The 14,461-nt window shown below is 59.1% G+C and carries 11 protein-coding genes and 1 pseudogene; 4 read left to right on the top strand and 8 right to left on the bottom strand.

What is annotated here, in order from left to right:
* Window positions 1-191: 191 nt before the first annotated feature.
* Window positions 192-701: a DUF2244 domain-containing protein gene (locus tag JKL45_RS24655; RefSeq protein WP_201864451.1), complete on the bottom strand. Its 510-nt coding sequence runs from the start codon at window positions 699-701 to the stop codon at window positions 192-194.
* Window positions 702-721: 20 nt separating this feature from the next.
* Between JKL45_RS24655 and nth the strand changes: the two genes are divergently transcribed.
* A complete protein-coding gene (nth, locus tag JKL45_RS24650) occupies window positions 722-1,465 on the top strand; it encodes an endonuclease III (RefSeq protein ID WP_201864447.1) in 744 nt (247 codons plus the stop codon).
* Window positions 1,466-1,717: 252 nt separating this feature from the next.
* On the top strand, window positions 1,718-1,984 hold the full coding sequence (locus JKL45_RS24645; RefSeq protein ID WP_201864446.1) for a hypothetical protein: 267 nt from the start codon (window positions 1,718-1,720) through the stop codon (window positions 1,982-1,984).
* Here the strand turns inward: JKL45_RS24645 and JKL45_RS24640 are convergent.
* A complete protein-coding gene (locus JKL45_RS24640) occupies window positions 1,975-2,772 on the bottom strand; it encodes an undecaprenyl-diphosphate phosphatase (protein WP_201864445.1) in 798 nt (265 codons plus the stop codon). The genes JKL45_RS24645 and JKL45_RS24640 overlap by 10 nt on opposite strands.
* Window positions 2,773-2,950: 178 nt before the next feature.
* Between JKL45_RS24640 and JKL45_RS24635 the strand changes: the two genes are divergently transcribed.
* Window positions 2,951-3,643: a glutathione S-transferase family protein gene (locus JKL45_RS24635; RefSeq protein ID WP_201864444.1), complete on the top strand. Its 693-nt coding sequence runs from the start codon at window positions 2,951-2,953 to the stop codon at window positions 3,641-3,643.
* A 98-nt stretch (window positions 3,644-3,741) separates the two neighbouring features.
* Entirely contained in the window at window positions 3,742-4,845 is a 1,104-nt protein-coding gene (gene queG, locus JKL45_RS24630; protein WP_201864450.1) for a tRNA epoxyqueuosine(34) reductase QueG, read from the top strand.
* A 5-nt stretch (window positions 4,846-4,850) separates the two neighbouring features.
* On the opposite strand, the gene olsB is transcribed toward queG, so the two are convergent.
* The 6 genes and pseudogenes from olsB to JKL45_RS24600 all read right to left on the bottom strand — a co-directional run bounded on the left by olsB (window position 4,851) and on the right by JKL45_RS24600 (window position 13,120).
* The gene (gene olsB / locus JKL45_RS24625; RefSeq protein ID WP_446685715.1) at window positions 4,851-5,705 is read right to left on the bottom strand and encodes a l-ornithine N(alpha)-acyltransferase; all 855 of its coding nucleotides are present in this window, start codon (window positions 5,703-5,705) and stop codon (window positions 4,851-4,853) included.
* Window positions 5,706-5,958: 253 nt separating this feature from the next.
* Window positions 5,959-6,642: pseudogene (locus JKL45_RS24620) on the bottom strand (ATP-binding protein); the annotation flags it as partial.
* 188 nt (window positions 6,643-6,830) lie between these two features.
* Window positions 6,831-8,474 carry a TnsD family Tn7-like transposition protein gene (locus JKL45_RS30930; protein ID WP_201864442.1) on the bottom strand — a complete coding sequence of 548 codons (1,644 nt, stop codon included), beginning with the start codon at window positions 8,472-8,474 and terminating at the stop codon, window positions 6,831-6,833.
* A 58-nt stretch (window positions 8,475-8,532) separates the two neighbouring features.
* The gene (locus JKL45_RS24610; RefSeq protein WP_201864441.1) at window positions 8,533-9,921 is read right to left on the bottom strand and encodes an ATP-binding protein; all 1,389 of its coding nucleotides are present in this window, start codon (window positions 9,919-9,921) and stop codon (window positions 8,533-8,535) included.
* A 187-nt stretch (window positions 9,922-10,108) separates the two neighbouring features.
* On the bottom strand, window positions 10,109-12,268 hold the full coding sequence (locus tag JKL45_RS24605) for a TnsB C-terminal domain-containing protein (RefSeq protein WP_512699591.1): 2,160 nt from the start codon (window positions 12,266-12,268) through the stop codon (window positions 10,109-10,111).
* Window positions 12,269-12,310: 42 nt separating this feature from the next.
* Complete coding sequence (locus JKL45_RS24600; protein WP_201864439.1) at window positions 12,311-13,120, bottom strand: TnsA endonuclease N-terminal domain-containing protein; 810 nt, start codon at window positions 13,118-13,120, stop codon at window positions 12,311-12,313.
* Window positions 13,121-14,461 lie beyond the last annotated feature (1,341 nt).

The following is a 14,461-nucleotide window of genomic DNA, read 5'->3' as shown; positions in this document are numbered from 1 at the left end:
TCGCACGCCTGTGATCGCGGGTGGCCGATCCTGGCATGCCTCCAGGTCCGCTGAAACAAACCGCGCGTGACGAGCAGCTTGGCTCTCACATTCACCACACATCATCGAGCTGGGCTGCCCACCACGCCACCCTCGATTGACCTGACGGCTTGAGGCCACCCGGCCTCAGGCCCGAAGGTGCTGGCTCTTTCTCAATAGCCCCGCTTCACATCCGCCAGGGCGCGGCCGAGCGCCTCGGCCAGGGTCTCGCGCTCCGGCGGGGAGAGGTCGCGGGCGATGACCACGTGGTCGTTGCGGGAGGCAAGTGCCAGCTGCTGCATGCCGTACTCGTCGTCGATCTCGCGATCAAGCCGGGTCCAGAGCGGGTTGAACTGCCAGTCCTTCACCTCGCCCTTGGGGCTGACTTTGCGGAACAGGAGCCGGATCGGGGTCAGCTCGAGCAGCTCGAAGGCATCGCCCTGCCGGTAGCTGGCCCGGAAGGCGATGTAGAGGCCGAGGAAATCGAGGCCGAAGAAGCCGGCCACCGGCCAGAAGCCCATGACCACGAAGGGGATGCTCGCCACCAGGGAGGTGAGGCAGACCAGCACCATGACGACCTTGAAGCCTTGCGGGCTTAAGGACCGGTGCGGGCGAATGACGGCCGAAAACACCGGCTGCTCGAACCGGTCGATCTCGCCCTCTATCGCCTTGCTGCCTGCCATAGCATAAGTATAACGCACGAATGTCCGATCTGAAGCCGCCAACCCGCCGCAGCTCAAAGCCGAAACAGAAACCTGCCGTCCCGGCGAAAGCCGTCGGCAGGGCCGTGCGCTCCCGCGTGCCGAAGCCGGTCGACCGGGCGACCATGGTCGAGATCTTCCGCCGCTGGCACGCGGCCAATCCGGAACCCAAGGGCGAGCTCGATTACACGAACCCGTATACGCTGCTGGTGGCCGTGACGCTCTCGGCGCAGGCCACGGACGTGGGCGTCAACAAGGCGACGAAGAACCTGTTTCCCGTCGCCGACACGCCGCAGAGGATGCTGGACCTGGGCGAGGAAGGCCTGCGCCAGCACATCAAGACCCTGAACTTCTTCAACACCAAGGCGAAGAACGTGATCGCCATGGCCCGGCGCCTCGTGGAGGAATTCGACGGCGGGGTGCCCAACTCCGTCGAGGTCCTGGAGACCCTGCCGGGGGTCGGGCGCAAGACCGCGAGCGTCGTGGTCAACATCGCCTTTGGGGATCCGCGGGTGGCGGTCGACACGCATATCTTCCGCGTCACCAACCGCCTGCCGCTCGCCATCACCAAGACGCCGCTCGACACGCAGGTTGCGCTCGAGAAGCTGATCCCGGACGAGTACCGGCTCCACGCCCATCACTGGCTGATCCTGCACGGCCGCTACATCTGCAAGGCGCGCAAGCCCGAATGCTGGCGCTGCCCGGTGAACGACCTGTGCCGCTATCCGGACAAGACGATTCCGTAAGACCAACCATCGTAGCAACATCGTCATCCCGGGGCTGCGGAGCAGAACCCGGGATCGTTGGAAGAGTGCGGCGCTAGAGCCCTCCTCCCCCTTGTGGGGAGGAGTTGGAGGTGGGGGTGTCGGCGCCTGACCTTCATGGGCTATCGCTCACACCCCCACCCTTGATCCCTCCCCACAAGGGGGAGGGAAAGGGAGCCATATTCTGCACACGATCCCGGATCTGCGCTGCGCTTCGTCCGGGATGACGTCGGGATGTTTTACCGCCGCAGGCAGCGCGGCGCAGACGGCGTGCAGGCGATCCCCGGCGTCGAGCAGGCGAGCCCCTGGGATGCGCGGCGGCAGACGACGCAGCTGTCGGTCCATTCCAGGCACGTCGCATCCGGCGCGCCGTCCTGTCTTGCGGCTCGAGGCTCCGTGCTCATCGCAAAGAGGATTGCGACTGTTGCAACCAGCAACGCGACCGCAACGGACAGGGTGACGGCCAGGGACTCATCGCGCGACAACATGGATCAGCCGTAGACCATGAGACCCGCGAGACCTGCGGCGCCAACGAGGATGCGCCAATAGGCGAAGGGCGTGAAGCCGTGGCGCGACACGTAGTCGAGCAGCATCTTCACCACGAGCAGGGCCGCCACGAAGGCCGATATGAATCCCGCCACGATGATCGTGACATCGTCGGCGGAGAGAATCTTGTAGTTCTTCAACAGGTCATAGGCGAAGGCGCCCGCCATGGTGGGCATGGCGAGGAAGAACGAGAATTCGGCCGCCGCGCGTTTCGATGCCCCCATCAGCATGGCGCCCACGATGGTGGCGCCGGAGCGCGACACGCCCGGGATCATCGCCACGCATTGGATGAAGCCGATCTTGAGGTACATCGAAAGGGGGAACCGGGTCGCGTCGGTCTTCGTCGCCTCCAGGGGCATCCGGTCGATCACGAGCAGCACGAAGCCGCCGACGATCAGCGTCACGCACACGATCCAGGGGTTGAAGAGCACCTCCTTGATGAAGCCGTGCAGCACGGCGCCGATCAGGGCCGCGGGCAGGAAGGCCACCAGCACGCCGATGACGAAGTGGCGCGCCATGGGGTCGTGCGGCAGGGCCTTGGCGATCGACCAGAGCTTGTTGAAGTAGACGGACAGGATCGCCAGGATCGCGCCGAGCTGGATCAGCACCTCGAAGGATTTGCCCGTCGACTCGAAGCCGAGGAAGTGGCCGACGAGGAGCAGGTGGCCGGTCGAGGAGACTGGGAGAAACTCCGTCAGACCTTCGATGAGGCCGAGAAAGAGCGCCTCGATGATTTGCGACATCGTTGAAAATCCTGAGAACGGCGCCAGATGCGTGAGCGCTTCCACGTCTGTCAAGAAAGGTTTGCGCTCATGGCGCGGCCCTTCTGCGTCAGAGACATGAGATTCACCAATATTCCTTACCAACCCTTAACGAAGCACGGCCTTATTCTCGCCGCCTGTTTCGCTCTCTCATAGATTCATGGCTATCCTGCATTCCTATCCCTTTTGCCCGCAGTCGCGGTTCGCGCGCCTTATTCTGGCGGAGCTTGGCCTTGAGCCGGACGTGGTCGAGGAGAAGCCGTGGGACCGGCGCATCCCGTATCTGGAGATCAACCCGGCCGGCAACCTCCCGCTCTTCGTCGACGACAACGGGCTCGCGGTGCCCGGCCCCATGGGCATTGCGGAATACCTGGACGAGACCAGGGGGGACGAGCTTCGGGATCGCCGCTTCCTGCCAAGGGAGCTTGCCGGGCGGGTCGAGGTGCGCCGCCTGCTCGACTGGTTCCTGGTCAAGTTTCACGGCGAGGTGTCGGATTACCTTGCCACAGAAAAGATCTATAAGCGGTTCACACCCGGCGAATTGGGGGGCGGTCCGCCGGACATGGGTGCGATTCGCGCGGCCCAGACCAATGTGCGATACCATCTCAAATATATCGGTTTTCTGATCTCAAAACGGAATTGGCTTGCCGGCGACCAGATGACCTATGCGGATCTGGCGGCGGCGGCCCATTTGTCGGTGGTGGATTATCTCGGCGACGTGCCATGGAACGAGGACGAGACAGCGAAGCTTTGGTACGCCAGGATCAAGTCCCGGCCGTCCTTTCGCGCGCTCCTGGCGGACCGGGTGCCGGGCATGGCGCCAGCGGATCATTACGACAATCTGGACTTCTAGAGCATGATCAGGACAAGTGGGAACCGGTTGTCCGCCCGGATCATGCGGCAAATGTGAAAGCCAGCGAGGCGCTGAAACGCACTTTCGTCGAGCGCGCCATGGCGCTCGGCTTCGACACCGTCCGTATTGCCCGCCCGGATGCGATCCCGCTCGCGCCGGAGCGCCTTCAGGCCTGGCTCGAGGCCGGTCATCACGGCTCCATGGAGTGGATGGCGGACACGGCAGAGCGCCGTGCCGATCCCCGCGCCCTCTGGCCGGAGGTGCGCAGCGTCATCCTGCTCGGGCTGAACTACGGCCCGGCCGAGAATCCTCTCGCGGAACTTGCGCACAAGGACAGCGGCTATATCTCGGTCTATGCTCGCAACCGTGATTACCACGACGTGATCAAGGGCAAGCTGAAGGAGGCGGCGGGCTTCCTCGCCTCAAAAGCCTCGTCCGACGTGAAGGTGTTCGTCGACACGGCGCCCGTGATGGAAAAGCCGCTCGCGGAAGCGGCGGGCCTCGGCTTCCAGGGCAAGCACACGGTGGTCGTCTCGCGCGAGTTCGGCAACTGGCTTTTCTTAGGCGCCATCTTTACCACGGCGGAACTGCCCGCCGACGCGCCGGAGCGCAATCATTGCGGCTCCTGCCGCCGCTGCCTCGACGTCTGCCCGACCAACGCCTTTCCCGCGCCCTACCAGCTCGATGCCAGACGCTGCATCTCGTATCTCACCATCGAGCATAAGGGACATATTCCCGAAGAGCTGCGCCCCGGGATCGGCAACCGCATCTTCGGCTGCGACGATTGCCTGGCGGTGTGCCCCTGGAACAAGTTCGCGCAGGCTGGGCGCGAAGCGCGGCTCGTGCAGCGGGAGGATCTCGCCCTCCTGCCGCTGGCGGATCTCGCCCGCCTGGACGATCCCGCTTTCCGCACCCGCTTTGCCGGTACGCCCATCAAGCGTACGGGCCGTGATCGGTTCATCCGCAACGTGCTGATCGCCATCGGCAACTCGGGCGATGCAGGTCTTGCCGAAGAGGTGGAGCGTCTGCTGGACGACGCCTCGCCGCTGGTGCGTGCCATGGCGGTCTGGGCGCTCGGCCGTTTGCTGCCGCCCGACGCGATGGCGCGTCATGCCGCGGACCGGATAGATCGGGAAGGCGACCCGGATGTGCGCGAGGAATGGCGCCGGGCGATGGCGGCACGGATCGAGGCCGTGGCCTGATCCGCTCAGGCGGCGTGGCGGTTTGCGGTCGGGCCGAAATGATCGATGTAGCGCGGATTGATCGCCGAGACGGGCAGCACCACGAGCACGTCGGTGGTGCCGAACTGCCGGTCGATTACCGCGCCTGTGCCGAAGGTCGCACCGACGCGCAGATAGCCCTTGATCAGGGGCGGCAGCGCGTGAAGGGCAGCCTTCGGGTCGATGGCGTCTTTAGGCAGGATATCCATGGGGGTGAAGCGTTCCGGCAGGGCGCTGGCCTGCCACGCGGCAGGCGAGGCGGCGTAGTGGTGCAGGAAGCTTAAAGGGAGCGCCAGCGCCCGCGGGTTCGTGCCCTCCAGGCTGGCGCAGCCCATCATCACGTCTATGCGGTGATGGAGCACGTAGGCCCAGATCCCGTGCCACAGCAATTCGACCGTGCGCTTGTTGCGGTAGGGCTTGAGCACGCAGGAGCGCCCGAGCTCCAGGAAGCGCAGGCCGGGATGCGCCTTCAGGAGTGGTGCGATATCGTATTCGCCCCGCGTGTAGAACCCGCTGTGACGCTCGGCCATGTCCTGGCGGAGCAGCCGGTAGGTGCCCACTACCTTGGGCTTGGCCGGGCGGAAGGGCTTGGCCTTCACGTCATGATCGAGGACGAGGATGTGGTCGCAGATCCGGTCATATTCGTCCACGTCGCGGCGGGAGATGAGGGCCGCGCCGCTGGGCGAAGCGGACATCTCCTCGTAGAACACCTTGAAGCGCAGACGTTGGGCGCGCCGAATCTCTTTGGTGGTGGTTGCGAGACGAACCTCGAGGGAGCCGATCCGGCCGAGAACCGGATCGAGGCTGCCATAGTGGCGAACGAACCTGTCACCGCCGGGCATGAACTTGAAACCGTCAGGACGCAAACCGATAGGAGCGGAGCCAGCCGCTTCATGGTTCGAAAGATAATCGCTCATTGCTGCCCCACAGAACCGTCTCTGCGGCGGCGGGCCATATTTGGCGCCGCTCCGCTCCCGTCATGACATAGAACCCGTTCCACACTGTTTTGTGACAGAAAACAAATCTGTTCCGGTGGAAAATGTCGGGCCCATCCAGGGATTCACGAGCCGGAGTGACGGGATTTTTGTCCTTCCCTCACGCGGCGGCGGGGCGTCGGTCCGTGTGAGCCCGATAGGAGAGGGCCTCGGCCACATGGATGCGACGCACCCGTTCCTCGCCGTCGAGATCGGCCAGGGTGCGGCCCACCTTCAGCACCCGGTGGAAGCCACGAGCCGAGAGGCGCATGGCATTGGCCGCATCTCGGATCAGGGACAGGCCCTCCGGATCGGGCTGCGCCACGTCCTCCAGCAGGGCCGGTGGGCAGGCGGCGTTGGTGGTCACGCCGTCGAGCCTCAGGGCTGCATAACGCTTTGTTTGTCGCTCCCGCGCTGCTGCCACCCGCGCCGCCACCTCGGCGGAGCCCTCGGAGGGAGCCGGCAGGATCAGGTCGGCGGCCGTGACGGCTGGCACGTCGATGGACAGGTCGATGCGGTCGAGGAGCGGGCCCGAGAGCCGCGCCTGGTACTGTGCGATGCAGCGCTCGTTCGGCTGGCGGCGGCAGACATAGCCAGGCTCCGTGGCCTGCCCGCAGCGGCAGGGGTTCATGGCGGCGACGAGTTGGAAGCGGGCAGGATAGGTGACCCGGTGATTGGCCCTGGCGATCAGGATCTCGCCTGCCTCGATCGGCTGCCGCAGGGAATCCAGAACCTGAGGCTGGAATTCCGGCAGCTCATCGAGAAAGAGAACGCCATGATGGGCAAGCGAAGCCTCTCCCGGTCGGTATGAAGCGACAATAAAGATTTTACATTACAATAAAGAATTTGCGTTACAATGAAGTTTTGCAATCTCGGACGAGGAGGCCTTCATTGCCAAATTCCGTTAGGTTTACGACGAGAGATTGCGGAGAAGCCAAGTTATCTCATGTTATCTAATGCCATGTAGACACGTGGCTTCGGAGCTTGAAGTAATCACATCTTCCGGCGTCGGCTTCTTAGTATGGGCGCCAGCAGCCGCCGACATTTCGGCAAACAGTCAAGCTTTCTGTACAGCCACGGTTTCAAATTCGCTGCACTGATAATTCGATTGGCCGATAGTGAGCCACCCACCATATCTTTCCGTAGCGCGCGTACAGTATTCCTCAATAGCTTCGAATATTCATTATCCCTGAGGCGCCATTCATTTTTGGTCAGACAGGCAGGCCTTCCACGCATTGGTCTATTCGACTCAATCCATTTGCGGTCGAATGTTTTCAAATCTCTGTATAATGACCGATTTTTACTGTGGGCATAAGCCCAGCTCCGATTTGGAGCCTCCATCAAGCACTTGCTCCAACGTTTGCGCAGATCTGCTTGGCGTTCCCGCAGCCAATCTTGGCTAACTTCCTCCTTGGAGAGATGCTTCACGGCGTTAAAAGGAAGTTTCATCTGCTTACAAATTACCAGAACGCTGATCCCTGATGCTTTCATTCTATTAATTTCTCCTGCCCAAGTTGGAGCGAAACTGCGAACCGTTCTTATAACAGGAAGCCTTGGGTCTGATTCGTCGCACCGGGAAAACGTAAAACGCATGCCGCACGAGCACCGAGCCGATACTGAACGGACTCCATCGCGGCGGGCTTTGCTCAAAGCGCCCTTAATCGGAAAGAGATCCTCATGTTGAAAGTACTTGTTAGGACATTTCCAAGGGCCAGCGGCAAAGCGAACATCTCGCGAGGGAGTACTTGGGAATGTTTCAAGAAAGAGCTGGAACAGTATGTGGCGAAGAGGATGGCATGTTTTCTCTTTCCGTCGCCCAAGTATTTCGCGAATCCAGTGCCCTTTGTCCTCTACCCCTCTCAGGAAATACCTAAGCGGAGCCTCTCCAACATATTTCTCGAAGGCACTTCCAATATCTGCGATGACATCGCGACTTTTGGCCCCTGAAAAACCCGCATCGGCCAATCTCGTAGAATAGGCAAAGTGAAAGTCATCACCTACCCAATCCGGAGGATTGCCATGAAGAATATCTCGAGACCTCCTTGCAATCGCGATCAGAGCTAACGTATCAGGCTCCGAGGCCCGTAGGCGCGATGATGCAACCGTATGTGTGTGATCCGTGGCGTCAAAATAGCGATGTGCTTGGGTGCGAGACTCACCACGCGCAAGGTGACACTCATGTTCTGCGCAAACGAGAACTCCCGGAAGCTGGTGGCACCGGCGCCAATAGGTTTCTCGATAGGTAGACAAGTCAATACTCCTACATTCCGGACAAAACATGAGATCGTGTCTCGGCATGGAGGATGGGGTTGTCGCACCGATGCTGCGAAATGCACTACCTCGACCGCTTCTCATGAGCTCAAGACAGTTGCCGGATCTCTTCGCACCCGCCCAGCACCCATAGTAAGGAAAGAGCGTCAACTCTATAGCGATCTCGTCAGCCGACCTTCCCCAGGTCGCAGCCGTCCTCGTCGCCAATTCGCCAAGAGACATTGGTAGGGCCACGCGAGGCGGCTCCACACGGCCGAACAGTGCCACTTGAACACGCTTGAACGCCAGAGCGTGATACCGAGCATAACGTGCAATGACACTGTACAGGAGTTCGTCTGGATACGGCGTCGGGAGTTGAACCAACATTCGATACCCCTACATTGTGTTGCTCTCGTTTCACGGAGTATCCGAGACTTCTTGTCAATCAAGCCGGGCTGCTGTCGTCGCTGGATGGATAGATCACTCCCGCCGATCGTAGGGCATCAGCCGGACGCTCGTCGGAAGCAGCATTTTGAACCACTTCCTTCAAAGTCGGGTAGGGCAGACTTTGATCGAATGTCGATCGTGGTTGCAACTGCTCGAGGGCTTGGGCAACCGCGTCTGCGACAGCCATTTTGGGATTGCCGTGAAACAATCCTTTGACGACTTCATCTACACGATGCTCTTCAAAGCCAAGCCCGACAAGAACGGAGATAACGTGGAGCCGATGCGCCGCCGAGATTTCACCATTGGTCGTCTTTTGCTTCAAAGCCTCAAGACGAACGCTATCGGCCACAGAGTTGCCGATTGCCGTCAATCCGGCGGCGAAAAGATCATCGTAGGCCTTTTTCCTGACATCCTTTCCTGCGCGCAGCGCTTTCAGCATCGGCTCAACGAGCTGGAGTTCACTCGAAGCAACCACCCGAAACATCTCCAGTGAAATCGTATCGAGCCCAAGGCGTATGGCTTGAATTTGGACGAGTTGGAAAAGTCGAACGACGAGTGCGTGTACCCCTTGGGTTAGGTCAAATATGGTAGATGATAGTTCATCATCCAGAGTAATCGGCTTTGCCACCCACTGGTACGTGAACAAGCGAGTTAAGAAAAAGTCCCAAGTCGGGCCACGAGTGAGCGGTAGCGCGACCAGTGCGCCGAAGTCTCCAACCCGTCGCGCGCCGTGAAAGGTACGCTGAATCGAACTAATCGCGCGAGGAGTGCCAATAACGAAGATCGGAATCTTCACAACATTAGCGAACATCACGAAAAACTGTGAAAGAAGGTCCGGACCGACGCCGCTCGTATCGATCAAATTCTGGATTTCATCAATTACCAGAATGCCTAGAAAGTGAGCGGCAGCCACCTTCGCCGTATTGAGTATCAGCTCCGGAATCGTCCTATCGGAGCGTCTGTGCGGTCTATACTCGCTGCCGAGTAGGTCATCAATTCGCAGCAGGATCCCGAGGAGTAGATCCTTAAGATGCCCTCCCGGCGGACAATCGAGTTTGAGCCAAGGGACTTGGATGAAGCCATGCTTTTCGTGACATATCGCGCGTGGGAAGAACGCGAGGGTCTGTTCAACTACTGTGGACTTTCCAACGCCTGATATGCCGAATAGGGATGCGGACGGAGCTGTAATTGGCTCATATTCTGCGATCAGTTTGAATTGCCGATCCATATTCGATCTGTAGAAATCTACCTGGGAAGCTCGATACGAGTCATCCAGTGAATTTCTATAGGTGTAACCGCCGCGTAAGATGAGACCGATTCTTTCCATAATCTCAAAGTGCGAAGGAAGAGGCTCAAGGTAGCGGTGCAAGCGCAATACTGCCTGCATTCGAACTCCTGGAGGATAACGCCGTTCCGCTTCCGAGATAATTGGGAAGCGACCAAATGCTCTCGACAACTCTTTGCCTTGAGCAAAAGGAGGGAGCGCCTCAATTAAGGGGTTCGTGCGATGCTCCGGAAGGTCCGCAGGGCGGTATTCAGCGGGTAGCACATTAGGTGGAAGGTTTACCCTAAGCTCAGTCATCTTGCCCTTGCCTATTGCGCCTGTCGTGATGATCTTGCAAGGTGGCGAGTGCATCCTGTTCAAAACGTGTCATCGCTTCGGTTGCGTCAGTGAGCCCGCTCTCGTCATCAGGTCTTTGGGATGGGTCTAGTCTGAACAAGAAACTTTCACGCTCCCGCTGCGCATTCTTTTCCTCTGCCCTGTTGTTCTTGATCGATGACACTTGCTCGTTCTTTGATAGCTTGGGATCTAAAACAGCCTCGGTTTTCGCCTTCGCTTGCCTCTCGATCGCAGCAACGGCACGGCGGTGCTTGATCCTACGTCTCAATCGATCGTGCGCGGTGGCCGCAAGTGTGGCTTTCCTCTCTCTGTTGAGTTCCCTAACCTCAACTAGAGATGTACCGACACGGTCAGAGTTCGGGTTGATGACGTGACAAATCTCATATCCCCCTTGAAGCTTCGGATCGCGAAGATAGAATGTGCCCAAGTCTCGTGGATCGTACGAAACCAAAACCGGCCAACTGCATCGGCGGGCTTCGGCAAACCAGTCCTCTCGATCAGCCGTGGTACAGGTGTAATGTTCACCTTCAAAGCGAATTCCCTTGCGAGTGACCTGTGCCCTGCCCGTGCATAGAACGTTCAAGGCCACCTCGTCGATTGACGCGAGCGTTAGCTCACCACTCCCGTTGGCGATGCCATATTCCCAAAAGTCGAGCGGAGAGCCGATCATGCCAGCGGTGATCATTTCGGGCGGTATAGGCTTGCTTTCAACGGGACGGTAATTGTGATCCAAAACTGCGTAGAGCAGGATAGCGGTGAATTCGCGTAGTGTAAGTCTCGCGTCGACACGATAGTCCTTCGCGCCGCGCTCACCGAAGTCAGGTTCGACGTATCCTGGGGTAAACTCTCTGAACGTCGCGGGGACAGTTCCAAAGCGACGTTCGACCGGGGCTTGCAGATCGGGTCGCCCCACTGGAGTGTTGTCGATTTCCATCCCCAGGCATCTCTCGATGTTTTCGCCCACAAGTTTATACTTAAGCTCTCCGGAATCACCCTGAAGCACGTGCCCGAGATGATGGCACGGCCACTCGTCGCTACTGATATCGATGCCAAACTGTCGGCAGAATTCGACCTTCGGAGTCACGACGTTGACGAGCGCCATCATGGCACCGATCCACGAGGGCCCCTCGAAGCCGACATAAATTCCGACGATCATGTCGCTGTAGGCATCAACGACAAGATAGATGACAGGTCTGCCCACTATTCGGGTACGATCAAGTTGCGATCGGAGGTAGACGTTTGCAACAGTAGCATCTATGTAATAGCGATCTCCAGGACCTTGGACGTCGCCCTTGGCATCTCCCAAGGTGGGACGTCCCTGAAGATTCCAAGCCCTCTCTCCATGCACTCCGCGATATCGCCGTGGGTAGGAATAGAAGGTTCGGACGAAGTGGTCGAACTGGCGAAGTGTCGGGACGAGGCTGCTGTCGATAGAAACGTCTGGGCGGCCCATGGCGTCGACAGAGTCTTCCGCAATGTAGTCGTCTATGATGTGCTCCAATGCCTTCTGCCGAGTGCATTTGGTGTGAAAGTAGTAGTCCGCGGCTATATGAAGCCAGCGGCGAACTTCATCGCTTATGAGTACCCCTGTCCCTGGTTCCGTCGAACACGGCCGACCTAGCTTGTGGATAGTTGCTGTGCGGGTCTTGCCAGGCCCGCCGCACTTATGCAGATCAGGCCTTATTGCCTGATACGTCATTCCACGCGCCCACCAGCGCCGAACCGTACTGACGATAGTTGGACGTGTGCACTTCACTTCCTCCAGCCGTGCGGAAATTAGTGGCGCCCGGGTCGCCTTTGTCAGTAATGCGCGCGCATTGTCGCCCGTTACCAGAGGCTTGATCAGCTCCCAGAGCTCGATATGTCTCCTGTCCGTAGCAGTCAGGATCGCGTGGTCTCGTGGGCTTGCATCGAAGAATGTCCGTCTAAGCGGGTCATCGCGACATACCCGAAAGTCACCTTCAGGCCCTTGGATCGCGTCGAGCAGTATTTCCTGCGGAATAGGATAGGGCCATCCGTTCCCATGCACGCTGTATAGCCAAGCCAGCCCTGTAGCTGGATCGAGATAGACTATGCGGGACGCCACCTCGTGCGCGACGTCCCAGATGAGCATTCGGCGTGCGAGTGGGAGTTGTGCAGAAGGGGGCATTGGCAATCAGAACCGAAACAGTGAAGCTGGCAGATCTTGAATTCGTGCAACGTCGAGTGGTGCACGGATCCGTTTGGCCGCTATGAGCCGCCTCAGACAGGCGAGCGTACGTCCCGGGGTGAGGCCAAGCCTGGCGTCCATTTTGAGACAGATGCAGCGCACAGGATCATTTCTGTTGGAACCGATTGCCTCAAACAAAAAGGGGGCCAACAACTCATCAGCCCTTCGAGCCATCACGTCGCCGCGAGTGTGAGGTCCAGGGTCGTATATCCACGCGAGATTTCTGGTGAAGTTGTTTCTCAGATCGGCACTGAGCATTAATGACCAGGGAACACCGCGTTGCATCCAGTACGTTCGCTCAATTTCAAGCTTCTCGAGCGTCCTAGCGTTGGATAGGTCATCCGTCTCCTTGACCGCGTGCGCGGCCAACGTTTGACCGTGGATTGTATCATGCGTGGAAAGAAGATCTGTCGTGACGACTATCGGCGTCTGGCTACTGCGATCGACGGGATGGCGCACTCCGAGCAAACGAGCAATTGCCAACGTTTCGCGACGATCGAGAATGGGAAACTGCTCGCGTATGTCTATTGTATCATCCCGCCACCACAGGACCAGGAAGGCGCGATACTCGTTATCGGAGAGAAGATGGTGTACACGTCCGGTCATTGCGCAAAAAACACGGTGAACACGTCCCCGGGAACGCACATCGAAGACTGTAAGCCACGGCTTGTAGTCCTTGCCGACTCCGCGTCCCCGACCCTCTTTGAGGAAGCGTGAATACTTGCTCTCTGTGAAGGTGTACCGATTGTGGGCCATGTTGAAGCTCCGCGGTTGTGCCCGTAACGGGTTTCGTATTTCACACAGGACGCTTGACGTTGTCGCCGAAGCCAGTACCCAGCCTAGCGGCTTCGGCGCCCACATCTGCGTGCCAAGACATCAGTCGTCGAACCGAGGGCTGCCTCGTCCGATTGCGACTCCAACTCTGGCAGTTGCTATCTATCGGAAACTCGTTCTCGGAACTGGGTTGTTCCCTCTCATGATCTGCGCGATTCAAAAACCTGTAGGAAATGTCAGGCGGCTTTGGGGCAATGTCAAGTATTGATGCAGCCGGCCAGTTTGGATGGCACTCGATATGTAGTCCCGACATGTACAGCGTTTAGCCTCTCCGGGAGGGAGAACGGCGGAATACGCGGAGACAATCGAAATTGTTGACAAAAGAATCGGATTATTACTAGAGCACTCACGATGATTCCTTCGTATTTGTCCTTCTGAGGGATTCAATCCAGACAATTGAGCGGTTTTTCTTGGCAAGCGGGCCTTGAGTCCTGTCGCGCAGTCCTGGAGGGTTTGAGGACTCGATAGCTTGCTCTTCGCATGGAACTTGTCCGGCGACGCCCTACCAGTCTACCTAGGAACCTGGTGATCGAGAGTACGTAGGCCGCGTGTGGTCCATCCAACGGGCGAATTTGCGGAGGCGAGTTTGGACCTTTGGTGCTGGGGTCTCTGCTTGGCGGCTCTTGGCTCTTGCGATTTGGAGCGGCCGCTGCCTGCCGAAAGGCCAAGCTTGATCAGGGTGGCCATCTATGCAAGAACGCTAGGTGAACGTTGGAAGTGATTGGCAGCCATCCTACCCGAAACAAAGAGGGCTAATGCAACCGGCGAGGGACGTTTGAGCGGTTCGAGCCCTGCTTCGACGGGTCCAGCCGGCACTCGGTTCGAGGGACAAGTCGGTGCTCATTATCTCCTGACGATGCTCTCGTACTCCGAGCCTCGTGGCCTTTCCGGCGCGACCATCGATCGTATCGAGTTCCAGAGAGCAGAAGACGGCTTCCCGCTGGACGACGTTATCGTCCATGCGCACGAAAATACGACAGGACGCCGCATTCCCAAGGGCGGGCCGCCTCATCGCATTTTGCCCATTGGCAACGATCCGGGCGCGCGTGAACTCCGCCGGCGGGGGGCGTCCGGCTACATATCCCTTCCCCGTTCCTGAGGTGGCACCTCCGCCCGGCCGGGAACGGCCGCTCCCGGCACGGGCTGACCTTCGCCGTACTTCTGCACCGCTGGGATGAGCGGACCTTCATTTTGTCCGCCCAACGTTACACTTTGACCCCATGTATGGACCGGCCGTGCGTCGCAAGAGATTTTTGAGATGGT

This window comes from Microvirga soli, assembly GCF_016734765.1.
Taxonomy (GTDB): domain Bacteria; phylum Pseudomonadota; class Alphaproteobacteria; order Rhizobiales; family Beijerinckiaceae; genus Microvirga; species Microvirga soli.
The sequence above is the reverse complement of the archived record's forward strand: the minus strand, read 5'-3'. Positions and strand labels throughout refer to the sequence as shown.

What these genes read in the sequence shown, in the direction of transcription:
- JKL45_RS24655 (WP_201864451.1), bottom strand. Translation starts at nt 701, where the DNA reads ATGGCAGGCAGCAAGGCGATAGAGGGCGAGATCGACCGGTTCGAGCAG.
- nth (WP_201864447.1), top strand. Translation starts at nt 722, where the DNA reads ATGTCCGATCTGAAGCCGCCAACCCGCCGCAGCTCAAAGCCGAAACAG.
- JKL45_RS24645 (WP_201864446.1), top strand. Translation starts at nt 1,718, where the DNA reads ATGTTTTACCGCCGCAGGCAGCGCGGCGCAGACGGCGTGCAGGCGATC.
- JKL45_RS24640 (WP_201864445.1), bottom strand. Translation starts at nt 2,772, where the DNA reads ATGTCGCAAATCATCGAGGCGCTCTTTCTCGGCCTCATCGAAGGTCTG.
- JKL45_RS24635 (WP_201864444.1), top strand. Translation starts at nt 2,951, where the DNA reads ATGGCTATCCTGCATTCCTATCCCTTTTGCCCGCAGTCGCGGTTCGCG.
- queG (WP_201864450.1), top strand. Translation starts at nt 3,742, where the DNA reads ATGGCGCTCGGCTTCGACACCGTCCGTATTGCCCGCCCGGATGCGATC.
- olsB (WP_446685715.1), bottom strand. Translation starts at nt 5,705, where the DNA reads ATGCCCGGCGGTGACAGGTTCGTTCGCCACTATGGCAGCCTCGATCCG.
- JKL45_RS30930 (WP_201864442.1), bottom strand. Translation starts at nt 8,474, where the DNA reads ATGTTGGTTCAACTCCCGACGCCGTATCCAGACGAACTCCTGTACAGT.
- JKL45_RS24610 (WP_201864441.1), bottom strand. Translation starts at nt 9,921, where the DNA reads ATGCAGGCAGTATTGCGCTTGCACCGCTACCTTGAGCCTCTTCCTTCG.
- JKL45_RS24605 (WP_512699591.1), bottom strand. Translation starts at nt 12,268, where the DNA reads ATGCTCATCTGGGACGTCGCGCACGAGGTGGCGTCCCGCATAGTCTAT.
- JKL45_RS24600 (WP_201864439.1), bottom strand. Translation starts at nt 13,120, where the DNA reads ATGGCCCACAATCGGTACACCTTCACAGAGAGCAAGTATTCACGCTTC.